We start from the raw sequence: 12,911 nt of genomic DNA, 5'->3' as shown, positions 1-12,911 counted from the left end.
AAGATGATGCCTGATTCGGTTCGACCAACGCCGGAGGCACCAACCCGCCAATCCAGCGTGTTAATTGCCTGCCTACAGCGTTGGCAAATGACTCATGGCCGCAAATTGGTGATAGGTTTACCTTACCTGTGGCTGTTTTTGCTGTTTATGCTGCCTTTCCTCATTGTATTTAAAATCAGTCTGGCTGAAATGGCCCGTGCGGTTCCTCCTTACACCGATCTGATGACATGGATGGACGGCAAGCTGGATATTTCTCTGAATCTGGGGAATTACCTGCAATTGCTCGACGATCCTCTGTATATCGACGCCTATTTACAATCTTTGCAGGTAGCCGGTATTTCCACTTTGTGTTGCCTGATCATTGGCTATCCGCTGGCTTGGGCGATTGCTCATAGCAGTCACTCGACGCGTAATATTCTGTTGTTATTGGTGATTTTACCTTCGTGGACGTCATTTTTGATTCGGGTTTACGCCTGGATGGGGATTCTGAAAAACAACGGTATTTTGAATAATGTACTGATGTGGCTCGGCGTTATCGATCAGCCCTTGGTTATTTTACATACCAACCTGGCGGTATATATCGGCGTGGTTTATGCCTATCTGCCATTTATGGTGTTGCCAATTTATACCGCGCTAACTCGTTTAGATTATTCGCTGGTGGAAGCGGCCTCCGATCTCGGAGCCAAACCCTTTAAAACGTTCTTCAGCATTATCGTACCCTTGACCAAAGGCGGCATTATCGCCGGATCGATGCTGGTGTTTATTCCGGCGGTAGGGGAGTTCGTCATTCCCGAACTGTTAGGTGGCCCGGACACCATCATGATCGGGCGCATTCTGTGGACCGAATTCTTTAGCAATCGTGACTGGCCGGTCGCTTCCGCCGTAGCAACCGTCATGCTTTTACTGCTGATCGCACCGATCCTTTGGTTCCATAAACATCAGAATAAAGAAATGGGAGGTCAGGGATGAATAATCTACCTGAGGTTCGCTCTGTCTGGCGACGGGCGATTCTGGTGGTGGGATTCACCTTTTTGTACGCGCCGATGCTGATGCTGGTTATATATTCATTTAACAGCAATAAGTTGGTGACGGTGTGGGGCGGTTGGTCGACCCGTTGGTATACTGAGTTATTCCATGATTCCACTATGCTATCGGCCGTTGGGCTGAGTCTGACCATTGCGGCGGCTTCGGCGACGATGGCGGTGATTCTCGGCACTATCGCTGCTTTGGTGATGGTGCGTTTTGGTCGTTTTCGCGGCTCTACCGGATTTGCCTTTATGTTGACTGCACCGCTGGTGATGCCGGATGTGATTACCGGGCTGTCTCTGCTACTGCTGTTTGTTGCGATGGGGCACGCTATCGGCTGGCCGGCGGAGCGCGGCATGTTCACCATTTGGCTGGCCCATGTCACTTTCTGCACCGCTTATGTCACCGTGGTCATCAGTTCGCGACTGCGAGAGCTGGATCGTTCCATTGAAGAGGCCGCGATGGATCTGGGTGCCACACCGTTAAAAGTGTTTTTTGTGATTACCGCTCCAATGATCGCACCGGCATTGATCTCAGGCTGGTTATTGGCTTTTACACTGTCGCTGGACGATCTGGTTATTGCCAGTTTTGTTGCCGGGCCGGGGGCTTCGACTCTGCCGATGCTGGTATTCTCCAGCGTGCGTATGGGGGTGAATCCGGAAATCAACGCATTGGCGACGCTGATCCTGCTGGTGGTAGGGATTATCGGGCTGATCGCTTGGCGAATTATGGCGCGCTCAGAAAAGCAGCGGTCGCGTGAATTACGCAAAGCCGCCCATAGCTGAAATTTCCCAAAGCTGCTAGGCTTTCTCTCGATCGCATGCCGTCTGCGGGTGGCGTTAATGTGAAAGATAACATCAGGTTGCGGGAGAGGATGGATGAGTGTCAGTCTGGGAGAGGGACAAGCCAATATGAAAGTTCCCGCAGCCACGCCGGTCGCCGTATTAGTCGGTGGCACCGCCATTATCGCGACTCGGGTTTTAGGACTGTTGCTGCTGGTCGCTGAGCTGGGCATGGGCGGAATGCAGCTTTTTATCGCGGAAAATCTGCAAAGTTGGGATTCTGGCCTGATTTTGTTGGCTAGCTTGGGGCTGTTATTCCTCGAAATTGTCTGCGGTCGAGCTGTCATCCGTCGTAAGAACTGGGGCCGTTGGTGTTATCTGCTGTGCCAGATTGTGGTGGTGGTTTATATGCTGTTGGTTTCACTGGATTGGCTATATGTTGATGTATTCCGCATTGAAGGCGAAAGCGGAGCCGAGGTGTTCCACAGTCTGCTAATACAAAAAATTCCCGACGCCGTGATTATTGGTCTGTTGTTTATTCCTTTCCATTCGAAGCGTTTTTTCCGCCAGTCAAAATGAGTGTTTCCCGACGCGGGGTGGTACAATCCGCCCCCCTTGGCGGCCGAGAGCGCTGCAAATCTCAACGTAATAAATCATAACGGTCAATATTCATGCATTGCGCACAGTATACGGCGGGCAGCTGCCGTTCTTGTCAGTGGTTGGAGAAAGATTACTCCCAACAACTGGCGGATAAACAACATCATTTAGAAAATCTGCTGTCCGGGCAACCGGTCGCTCAATGGTTAACACCGGTTTTCGGGCGTGAAAGCGCTTTTCGCAATAAAGCGAAAATGGTGGTTAGCGGCAGCGTAGAGCGTCCGTTACTCGGTATGTTGCATCGGGACGGAACGGCGGTAGATCTGAGCGATTGTCCGCTGTATCCCGCCAGTTTTGCTACGGCATTTACCGTTTTGAAGGTCTTTATCGCTCGTGCCGGTTTAACGCCGTATAACGTGGCGCGCAAGCGCGGCGAGTTAAAATTTCTGCTGTTAACCGAAAGCACCGTCAGCGGAGAGCTGATGCTGCGCTTTGTGCTACGTTCAGAAAATAAGCTAGAGCAGTTGCGGAAAGCCCTGCCGTGGCTACAGCAACAATTACCTCAGCTACGGGTTATTTCCGTCAATATTCAGCCGGTGCATATGGCAATACTGGAAGGAGAGCAGGAAATTCCGCTGACGGAGCAACAGGCGCTGGAGGAACGCTTTAATCAGGTGCCGCTATTTATTCGACCGCAGAGTTTCTTCCAGACCAATCCTGATGTGGCCGCCGCGCTGTATGCTACGGCCCGTGATTGGGTGCGTGAGCTGAATATTAGCAGCATGTGGGATTTATTCTGCGGTGTCGGCGGTTTTGGTTTGCACTGCGCCACGGCGGAAACGCGTCTGACCGGCATTGAAATCAGCGCGGAAGCCATTGCCTGTGCGCGACAATCAGCGGAAAAACTGGGGTTGAAACAGGTCAGCTTTGCCGCATTGGATTCCACACGTTTTGCCATCGGCGAGACGGAAACGCCGGAATTGGTCTTGGTCAATCCGCCACGCCGGGGCATTGGTACAGAGCTTTGCGATTATCTTAGCCAAATGGCACCCCCGTTTATTCTCTACTCCAGCTGTAATGCGGAAACCATGGCGAAAGATATCGCTGCGCTAGCGGATTACCGCATTGAACGGGTGCAGTTATTCGATATGTTTCCTCATACCAGCCATTATGAAGTGATGACGCTACTGGTGCGGCGCGAGGCAACGGCTTAAATCTCAAATAGCTTAAGTGCTGAATAATAGAAAAAGCCGGAAATCATTGGTGAAATCCGGCTTTTTTATATCTGTAATTTCTCAGTAATAACAAACAGCTCTATTGATGGCAGGAATTATTGCGGGAACCATTTGTCATTAATGGTTTTATAAGTACCGTCCGCCTTAACTGCATCAATCGCTTTATTCAGCTTGCCCAACAGTTCGGTATTTTCAGGGCGCACCGCAATGCCTAAACCTGTGCCGAAGTATTGTGCATCGGTGACGTGCTCCCCTACGGAAGACAATTCAGGATTATTCTTCAGCCATTCGTTGACCACGGCTGTGTCACCGAATACGCCGTCGATACGGCCATTTTTCAAATCTAAAATAGCATTCTGATAGCTATCGTAAGAGACGGTCTGAATTTCAGGATGCTTTTCCTGCATATATTTCTGGTGTGTAGTCCCATTTTCCATTCCGAGACGCTTGCCTTTCAAATCGGCCAGAGAGGTGTACTTGCCTTTATGGGCAATCACAATCGCGGAGTTGGCGTAGTAAGGCTGGGTAAATGCGACCTGTTTGCTACGCTCAGGCGTGATGTCCATACCAGAAATGACGGCGTCATAGCGACGGAATTTCAACGCTGGAATCAAGCTGTCAAAAGCCTGATTGGTAAATGTACACTTGGCTTCCATTTGTTTGCACAAGGCTTTAGCCAAATCCATATCGAAACCTACGATCTCATTATTGGCACCCATAGATTCAAACGGTGGATAGGTCGCCGAGGCGGCAAAACGAATGGTTTCCACAGCGCTAGCGCTAAAGGCCATCCCAGTCAGCATTGTCACCAGTAATAACTTTTTCATGCCTAAACTCCTGTCTAAAAGTCTCTAATAGGGTGCAACATTACTTATTGATTTTATTACCGCTAAGGAACTTTTAGCGGTGTGTAATGCCATAATCAATTGGAATTACATTGCCACTTTATGAATTAATATGCAAGAAAAGTGATTAAAAATATAATAAAAAAATCAACCTCATCATCTTCGGTAAAAGCGTGTTAGAAATGTCGCAGTTGGAAAAAATGAGCTTGGCGATAATCAGAGGGGATTGTGTTTTGACGTGGCTTTTATTCTTCGCATGAATAAAAAACCCCGGCAGATACCGGGGTTTCAAAGAGCCGTGATTGAAGGCTTAATTGCGACGTTCGAAGGCCAGCGCCCGACGTTCGACCAGACGCATCAGCAGAGTCAGCAAGCCGTTAACGCACAGGTAAACAATACCTGCCGCGCCAAATACCATCACGTCGTAGGTTCGGCCATACATCAACTGGCTGTAACCCATTACTTCCATCAATGTAATGGTGTATGCCAGTGAGGTACTTTTAAACACCAGCACGACTTCGTTGGAATAAGACGACAACGCGCGTTTAAAGGCGAACGGCAGTAAAATCCGCAGCGACTGGCGTTTGGACATTCCCAATGCTTCACAAGACTGCCACTGACCGGCTGGAATCGCCCGAACCGCTCCATGGAACAGCAGGGTGGTATAGGCTGCGCTGTTCAGCGCCAATGCGATCATGGCACACAGCCAAGGCTGCGAAAGGACATGCCACAGCCACGGATATTCGCGAATCGTCGGGAACTGACCGGGGCCGTAGTAAATCAGGAAGATTTGTACCAGTAACGGCGTGCCGGTGAACAAAGTGATGTAAATCTTCACCAACTGCGTGGCTATCGGGGTTTTCAGCGTCAGAATAATGGTGAAAATCAACGACAGCACCAACGCCACCAGCAGCGAAACCAGAGTCAGCGTCAGGCTGGTATGCAGCCCTTTTAGGATCTCAGGCAAATATTCAAACATCAGGATGGACTCCGTTCAAAACGCGTGGTACGGCGTTCAATCAGTTTGATTACATACTGACTTAGCAGAGTCACCATCAGATAAATTGCAGCGGCGATCATATACCAGGTAAAGGGTTCTTGCGTGCGCGTCGCGATGCTTTTGGTCTGCAACATGAGGTCATTCACACTAATCAACGACACTAACGCGGTGTCTTTCAGTAAAACTAACCACTGATTACCCAGCCCCGGCAGGGCGTGGCGCCACATTTGCGGCATAATCAGGCGGAAAAAGATCGCCGCCTGACTCATTCCCAACGCTTGTCCGGATTCCCACTGACCGGCAGGAACCGCTTTGAGCGCGCCGCGCAGCGTTTGCGAAGCATAGGCCGAATACAGCAACGCCAGCGCAATCACACCGCACAGGAAAGGGCTGACCTCAAATGTGTCGATATCCAGCTTCACTGGCAGTTCGAACAGATAGAAATTCAGAGTAAAGCCATCTGACAGCATCATCAGTAATTGTGATGAACCGAAATAGATAAATAGCACGACCAGGATCTCTGGCAGGCCGCGCAACAGCGTAACCCAGGCGGTGCCCAGATAGCTGACGACTTTCCAGCGGGATGATTCCCAAACGGCGAACAGCATTGCCAGAATGAGGCCGAGAACCAGAGCGCAAACGGCAAGGCCGACGGTCATACCGGCAGCGCTTGCTAAAGGTTGAAATTCATTCATGGGTGCTTAAGTTACTGTTGGAACCATTTTTTATAAATTGTCTGATAGGTGCCATCGGCTTTCACTTTCGCCAGTGCTGCATCTAACTTACCCAGTAATTCGGTATTGTTCTGACGTACCGCGATGCCAAGACCGGTACCGAAATAATCAGCATCGGTAATTTTGTCGCCGACCGGCACCAGTTCAGGACTCTGCTTCAACCACTCGTTGACCACTGCGGTATCACCGAATACTGCGTCCAGACGGCCATTTTTCAGATCCAGAATTGCATTTTGGTAGCTGTCGTAAGGCACGGCGGTGATTTCAGGATGCTTCTCTAACAGGAATTTCTGATGCGTTGAGCCGTTTTGCATACCAACGCGTTTGCCTTTTAGCGCGGCCAAATCGGTGATTTTGCCTTTATGAGCGATAAACAGCGCTGAGTTATCGTAATAAGGTTTGGTGAACGCAACCTGCTTTAGACGTTCAGGCGTAATATCCACGCCGGAAATCACTGCGTCGAAACGTTTGAATTTCAGGCTTGGAATCAAACTATCAAAGGCCTGATTGGTGAAAGTGCAGTTAGCCTGCATCTCTTTGCATAACGCATTGGCTAGATCGATATCAAAACCCTGCATTTTATTATTAGCATCAATAAATTCGAACGGCGGGTAAGACGCTTCCGCCGCAAAACGAATGGTTTCAGCCGCAGAAGCAGACAGACTGATACTGGCAAGAACCGCAGCAATTAATAATTTTTTCATCGAAAATCCCCAAATAGATATCAATGTGACAGATAGCTGGCAAAAGCTTCAGTGTGAGGCTGGGCGAAATGACTGGCATCGCCTTGTTCCACTATATGACCGTTTTCCATATAAACCACCCGACTGGCAGTTTTACGGGCAACTTCAACTTCATGTGTGACGATAACCTGAGTGATACCGGTTTCGGACAGCTCGCGAATAATGCTAACGATTTGCGCGGTAATTTCCGGATCAAGCGCCGCCGTTGGCTCATCAAACAGTAGAACCTGCGGCTCCATCATCAATGCTCGCGCAATGGCCACTCGCTGCTGTTGTCCCCCGGAAAGATGCAGTGGAAAACGATCGACAAAGTCGGTCAGCCGTAAACGGGACAGCAATTTTTTCGCGCGGGCCATCGCCTGATCTTTGGAGAGACCCAGCACCCGACAAGGTGCTTCGATCAGGTTTTGCACCACGGTCAGGTGTGGCCAGAGATTATATTGCTGGAATACCATGCCTACATTCTGACGCAGTTCGCGGATCGCTTTTGCGCCAGGAGCTTGGGTAAAGTCAAAATGGTTACCCGCGATCTGTAATGTCCCAGAGCGTGGCATTTCCAAAAGGTTGAGCACGCGCAGTAAAGAACTTTTACCCGCGCCGCTAGGGCCCAGCAAAACCAAGGTTTCCCCCGCTGGACAGTTCAATGTGATGTCGAACAGCGCCTGATGTGCGCCGTAGTAACAGTTAATTCCGTTAAGTTGAATACTCATGCGCCAAATCTGAATAGCCAATGATGCGGGGAATGTTAACTTCCGCGGCATACTTATGCAATCTTTGTGCGTTAAAATTTATTAATAACCGGTTGGTACACGCAAAGATAGCATAATCTTTGGGTTTATTTCCCGAGGAGAGGAATTTGTCATGTGGTGAATAGAACTGGCAGAGAATTCACTGAGGCGCATAAATGGCTGCTGCCAGTGGTGCGATTCTCTGGCCAGTTTATTGTCTGAGTTAGCGCTGACCCAACAGCTGGCGCAGCGAGCTGGCTGGAGCATTGGCGCCCATAAAGCGAATATCGTCTACTACCCAGCAACTGCCTTCTCGGACCATCAAAACTTCATCCTGCCAGCGAGATTCCTTACCGTCTGGCGTGCGGTGTACCAGCGTCACCCGTAGCGGTATATTTTTGGCATCGGTGTTGGGAATGGTGGAGGCGCTGGCCACATCTGCGTCACTGACGCCGGCATAAACGCTGGCGATGGCCTGATCGGCATTAGTCGCCGGTTGGGTGGCTGAACGGTTAGCGCTCTGCGCTTGGCGCGCCTTTTGAATATCCTGATACAGAGCCTGACTCAGGAATGGACGCAGTTGTTCTGCGGAATAATTAGCAGACACAGTGCCTGCGGCGCCCATTTGCTGTACGCGTAAGTTATAGAACTGTTCAGCCACATGATCCGGACCGCCTTCCACGCAAGGGCCGTTGCGACTGCCGATATCCTTAAACGCAGGCGTAACGGGAGTGGTACAGGCACTCAGCAGTAACGCCAAGGGTAATACCAGTGCAATATTTTTTTTGTTCATCTTATTACCTATGTGAAATGCCAGACATGTAACTCAATCATGCAGTTAATATAGTATAAATCTTTTTTTATGGATGAACTTAGGGTGCGTCTTATTTACCTAGGGTTCATCTTCATGTTGTTATAAATGCCTATTAGTAAATGATACGCGCCGCCTATTATTTAGGCGATTTGGGGTTTTTATCTTTGGTTTAAGGAATATGCCATGCAGTTATCTACCACTCCAACGTTAGAAGGTTTTACCATCACTGAGTATTGTGGTGTGGTTACTGGTGAAGCCATTTTGGGCGCGAATATTTTCAAAGATTTCTTCGCCGGCGTGCGAGATATCGTGGGGGGCCGCTCCGGCGCCTATGAGAAAGAATTGCGTAAAGCGCGACAGATTGCTTTTCAAGAACTGCAGGAAGAGGCCGAGCAGCTCGGTGCTAATGCCATTGTAGGTATTGATATTGATTATGAAACCGTAGGGAAAGATAGCAGTATGCTAATGGTTAGCGTCAGCGGTACTGCGGTTAAAATATCCCGTTAGTGGTGAAATTGGTTTGGTAATCCGAATTGTTTCCTGATCGTGTCGGTATAGAATAAAAAGGTAACGAATATTTTACCTTTTTATTCAACTTATTAGGTTAATTTATTTAACGTATTCCTCTTACACATACCTATTAACGCAGAACGCGAAAGGCGTTTTTTATTAGGTAAAATCCGGAGGAAACCGATAAGGATATCGAGATGAAACCATGGTTCTGGATGCTGTTCATTATGCCGTTGGTACAGTTTCATGCGCTGGGGGCTGTGCAGGAAGAAAAGGCTTTGGTTGACCAAGGGAGTTTTATGTTGAATGACTCTCGTCAGGCAATCGGCGTCGATAGGCGGATTCGCTTTTTGGTTTTACATTATACAGCACTGAATTTTCCTGAATCCCTTAACGTACTGACGACCGAACAGGTCAGCGCGCACTATTTAGTTCCGGCTTATCCCCCCATAGATCCCCGCAGTGGTAAACCCGTCGCTTGGCAGCTCGTACCCGAGCACCTCAGAGCTTGGCATGCCGGAGTGAGTGGTTGGCGTGGGCGAACTAATCTCAATGACACGTCTGTAGGTATTGAACAGGAAAACCCGGGGTTCACCAGTACCCTGTTGGGGAAGATACATTGGTATCCTTACACTCCTCAACAAATTGAACTGGTCACTGCTTTGGCTCATAAGATTATCGCGCGTTATGAAATAGAGCCACGTAATGTTGTTGCTCACAGTGATATTGCGCCACAGCGTAAAGAGGACCCAGGGCCTTTGTTCCCTTGGGAGCATTTGGCACAGCAAGGGATTGGGGCGTGGCCGGACGCAGCGGATGTTCAATATTATTTGGGGAAGAGGCGTGCAGATCGGCCAGTGCCCATAATGCCGCTATTAGCTAAACTCAGCTGTTATGGTTATGAAATCACGCCTGATATGACGCAGGAACAGCAAAGGAGAGTGATTAGCGCTTTCCAGATGCATTTTCGGCCATCGGAGATACACGGCCTGCCTGATGCGGAAACCGAGGCGATAGCCGATGCATTATTGGTTAAATACCATAATTCTGAGAAAAGTAAGGATATCAAGCCTCGAATGAATGAGTCTGCGCTCCAGAGTGTGAAATCCGAGTGCGGTAAACTCTAGAAGTGTAGCGAAAAAGCAGCGTAGTCCGTTGGTTTCGCTGCTTTTCAGGACTACCCTCGCAGCTTACCGTGTTCTTTCAGCCAGCGAGCCGTGCGGTTAATGCTTTCATCCAACGAAACCAGCGGGCGATAGCCCAATTCTTTTTCTGCCCTGCGGGTGTCCAAAGTGAGATCGAAGTTAAGCTTAGCGACGCCGTAGTGGGTCAGAACCGGCTCTTTTTCGCTTTTATTCCCCATTTTTTCCATAGTACGCGCCATCACGTCCAGCATAGGGTAGGGAATCGAACGAATGCGGCATGGCATCTCCAGCGCGTCCAGCAGATGCTGAACGATGGTGCGCAGCGGGCGCGGCTGCTGATTGGTGATATTGTAAGCGCGACCAGACTCTGTGGTGGTGGATTGTGTCGCCAGCCACATGGCGTGAACGGCGTTCTCAAGATAGGTCATATCCACCAACGCTTCGCCACCGCGTGGCAATAACAAGGTGCCGTAGTGCTTAATCATGTGTAATAAGCGCGGCAGCATCACTTTGTCATGGGGGCCAAACAGCCCCTGTGGGCGCAAAATAGTAAAGTGGGTTTGCGGGTTAGACAGCGCCAACTGCCTGATCACTTCTTCCCCCGCAGCTTTACTGCGGGCAAATTCGTTGGCAAAACGCGCCGGTCGGAAATCTTCCTGAATATTTCGGTGATGATGATAATCGAAGTAAATCGCTGGAGAAGAGATATGAATAAAATTCTCTACGCCGTAAGCGGTAGCCCATTCCCCCAAACGGCGAGTCGCGCGGACGTTCGCCAGTTCAAAAGCCTGCTCGGTACCCCAAGGGGAAGTGAAGCTGGAACAATGCCAGAGCGTATCAACATCGGCCAGCATGGCTTTAGCCTGCGATGAGACCAGATTCGTTAAATCGGCATGAATAAATTCAGCGCCCATTTTTTCCAATAGGCTACCCATGGCCTGATTACGACCGGTTGCTGTCACTTTGATACCTTGACGGCGGAGATATTCAACGGCGTTTCGGCCTAACCCACTGGTTGCGCCGGTGACCAATACCTTCATAACGAATTCGGTTCCCACCAAAAATCAGAATGCTGGCGTTAATATAATGCGCGCAGCAAATAAGATGCCATTCTTTCGTGAAATGAGGCGCTATGCAATCAGAAAGGGCTGACTAAGGGTTGCAAACTGTGTGGTTGATCGACAAATGCACGCTATTTGCGCGCTTCCCGATCGTATTGCTCGGCCAGTTGCGCAATTCTCTTCGCCATGCCACGAAAAATAAACAGGTGAGCGGGCATCATAACGAACCAATACAGCAACCCGCTGAAGCCTGCCGGATGCCACCAGGCCCGAACATCAAAACGGCGTTTATCGCCTAAATCTTTGATGGTAAAGGTCAACCGCCCCAATCCTGGCGCTTTCATACCAAACATCATGGCCAGTTGACGCAATGGTTTTATCGTAATCACCTTCCAGCCATCGACTAAATCGCCTAATTCCAGCGTTGGCCGGTCTGGTCGGCCGTAAACGACGCCTCCGCCTGCTAGATCGTCCATCCAGGCACGAGTTTTCCACAGCGGGTTACCGTAAAAATAGCCTTCCGGGCCTCCGATTTGCTGTACGACATGCCATAAAGCTTCGCTAGAAGCCGCGGTATCCAATTGGCAACCGGCTTGTTTAGGGTAGAAGCCGTAGCCGGGACGCCAGCGGGCGCGGGCTTCCGGATCGTAGCCCCAATCGGCGGAGTCAACGACTTCGTCTTCCCGCCGCAGGGTTTCCCGCACCGCATCGTCAAAGCTGATTAAATTCTGCGGTATTAATGCCTGTAACGGAGCGCCGTCTGCGGGCAAGTCATGATTCAAGCCCTGAATCAATGCGCTGGCAATACTGGTCGGCACCGAGGTAATCATGCTGATAAAATAGACCGAAATAAAACGGGTCGGCAGCGGAATCGGGATCAGCCAGCGACGTTTACCGCTAATGGCAATAAAGCGCTCAAATAGGGTTTGATAACTGATGTACTCCGGGCCGGCGACGTCAAAAATGCGGTTTTCATCAGAGGGATAATTCAGTATTTCCGTTAGATAAACTAATAGGTTATCCAGCGCGATAGGGGAGGACTTGGAGCGAACCCAGCGCGGCGGCGTCAAAATTGGCAAGTTGTACACCATATCGCGCATCACTTCAAAAGCTGCCGAACCGGGGCCGACAATGATGCTGGCACGTAGCTCAGTGACAGGTACGCCGCTTTTTCTCAGTAAATCGCCAGTCAATTTTCGGGCGACCAAATGTGGGGAACTGTTATCCTCCGGTTGCAATGCTCCGAGAAATATCACCTGTTTTACCGAGGAGTTTTTCAGCGCGAGCTGCATGTTACTGGCGGCCTGACGCTCCTGTTCTACCAAATCCTCGCCGTCTCCCATGGCGTGAACTAGATAGTAGAGAACGTCAATATCCTGTAGTGCGTGACGAAGGGTCTCCGGCTGATACAGATCGGCAAAACAGCAACGAACATTCGGCCACTGTTGTTCTTCCAACCATTCAATCCGACGGGCCGCGGCGGTAACCTGATGCCCTTGCTGGCAAAGGCGTGGAATTAAATGCTGGCCGATGTAGCCACTGGCACCTAACACTAAGATTCGTTGTGGTGTCATGAGAGTCACTCGGTAAGGTTAGTGGTAGCAGAATCGATACATCGGGCTATTTCTGCCGAAATATAAATGCCCTGGCGACAGGATATCACCAAGGCAACGTAGACAAAAAAATATTAT

At 49.8% G+C, this 12,911-nt stretch carries 14 protein-coding genes; 6 read left to right on the top strand and 8 right to left on the bottom strand.

Annotated elements, in window-relative coordinates:
* Nucleotides 1-3: 3 nt before the first annotated feature.
* From potH to rlmC, 4 genes are all read left to right on the top strand, one after another.
* Nucleotides 4-969 carry a putrescine ABC transporter permease PotH gene (potH, locus tag AD970_RS01500; RefSeq protein WP_049596557.1) on the top strand — a complete coding sequence of 322 codons (966 nt, stop codon included), beginning with the start codon at nt 4-6 and terminating at the stop codon, nt 967-969.
* Nucleotides 966-1,811, top strand: a complete 846-nt coding sequence (gene potI, locus AD970_RS01495; protein WP_049596556.1) for a putrescine ABC transporter permease PotI — start codon at nt 966-968, stop codon at nt 1,809-1,811. The genes potH and potI overlap by 4 nt, the downstream gene beginning before the upstream one ends.
* 93 nt (nt 1,812-1,904) lie before the next feature.
* Nucleotides 1,905-2,387, top strand: a complete 483-nt coding sequence (locus tag AD970_RS01490) for a YbjO family protein (RefSeq protein WP_084728099.1) — start codon at nt 1,905-1,907, stop codon at nt 2,385-2,387.
* A gap of 92 nt (nt 2,388-2,479) precedes the next feature.
* The gene (gene rlmC, locus AD970_RS01485) at nt 2,480-3,619 is read left to right on the top strand and encodes a 23S rRNA (uracil(747)-C(5))-methyltransferase RlmC (protein WP_049596555.1); all 1,140 of its coding nucleotides are present in this window, start codon (nt 2,480-2,482) and stop codon (nt 3,617-3,619) included.
* Nucleotides 3,620-3,735: 116 nt separating this feature from the next.
* Here the strand turns inward: rlmC and artJ (AD970_RS01480) are convergent, their stop codons facing one another.
* The 6 genes from artJ (AD970_RS01480) to AD970_RS01455 all read right to left on the bottom strand — a co-directional run bounded on the left by artJ (AD970_RS01480) (nt 3,736) and on the right by AD970_RS01455 (nt 8,483).
* The gene (artJ, locus tag AD970_RS01480) at nt 3,736-4,467 is read right to left on the bottom strand and encodes an arginine ABC transporter substrate-binding protein (protein WP_049596554.1); all 732 of its coding nucleotides are present in this window, start codon (nt 4,465-4,467) and stop codon (nt 3,736-3,738) included.
* A 328-nt stretch (nt 4,468-4,795) separates the two neighbouring features.
* Nucleotides 4,796-5,464: an arginine ABC transporter permease ArtM gene (artM, locus tag AD970_RS01475; protein ID WP_049596553.1), complete on the bottom strand. Its 669-nt coding sequence runs from the start codon at nt 5,462-5,464 to the stop codon at nt 4,796-4,798.
* Nucleotides 5,464-6,180: an arginine ABC transporter permease ArtQ gene (artQ, locus tag AD970_RS01470; protein WP_049596552.1), complete on the bottom strand. Its 717-nt coding sequence runs from the start codon at nt 6,178-6,180 to the stop codon at nt 5,464-5,466. The genes artM and artQ overlap by 1 nt, the downstream gene beginning before the upstream one ends.
* Before the next feature lie 11 nt (nt 6,181-6,191).
* Complete coding sequence (gene artJ, locus AD970_RS01465; RefSeq protein ID WP_049596551.1) at nt 6,192-6,923, bottom strand: arginine ABC transporter substrate-binding protein; 732 nt, start codon at nt 6,921-6,923, stop codon at nt 6,192-6,194.
* A gap of 20 nt (nt 6,924-6,943) precedes the next feature.
* Entirely contained in the window at nt 6,944-7,672 is a 729-nt protein-coding gene (artP, locus tag AD970_RS01460; protein WP_049596831.1) for an arginine ABC transporter ATP-binding protein ArtP, read from the bottom strand.
* A 241-nt stretch (nt 7,673-7,913) separates the two neighbouring features.
* Nucleotides 7,914-8,483, bottom strand: coding sequence for a lipoprotein (locus tag AD970_RS01455; RefSeq protein WP_049596550.1), 570 nt, complete (start codon nt 8,481-8,483; stop codon nt 7,914-7,916).
* Between the two features lie 204 nt (nt 8,484-8,687).
* On the opposite strand from AD970_RS01455, the gene AD970_RS01450 reads away from it, so the two are divergent.
* Nucleotides 8,688-9,011, top strand: coding sequence for a heavy metal-binding domain-containing protein (locus tag AD970_RS01450; RefSeq protein WP_049596549.1), 324 nt, complete (start codon nt 8,688-8,690; stop codon nt 9,009-9,011).
* 218 nt (nt 9,012-9,229) lie between these two features.
* Nucleotides 9,230-10,141: an N-acetylmuramoyl-L-alanine amidase gene (locus tag AD970_RS01445; protein ID WP_084728106.1), complete on the top strand. Its 912-nt coding sequence runs from the start codon at nt 9,230-9,232 to the stop codon at nt 10,139-10,141.
* 50 nt (nt 10,142-10,191) lie between these two features.
* Here AD970_RS01445 and AD970_RS01440 read toward each other — a convergent pair whose 3' ends face one another.
* Entirely contained in the window at nt 10,192-11,199 is a 1,008-nt protein-coding gene (locus AD970_RS01440) for an NAD-dependent epimerase/dehydratase family protein (protein WP_049596548.1), read from the bottom strand.
* A gap of 152 nt (nt 11,200-11,351) precedes the next feature.
* Nucleotides 11,352-12,794: a DUF2867 domain-containing protein gene (locus tag AD970_RS01435; protein WP_049596547.1), complete on the bottom strand. Its 1,443-nt coding sequence runs from the start codon at nt 12,792-12,794 to the stop codon at nt 11,352-11,354.
* Between the last annotated feature and the right edge of the window lie 117 nt (nt 12,795-12,911).

Origin of the sequence: Yersinia nurmii (assembly GCF_001112925.1) — a bacterium.
Taxonomy (GTDB): Bacteria; Pseudomonadota; Gammaproteobacteria; order Enterobacterales; family Enterobacteriaceae; genus Yersinia; species Yersinia nurmii.
The sequence above is the reverse complement of the archived record's forward strand: the minus strand, read 5'-3'. Positions and strand labels throughout refer to the sequence as shown.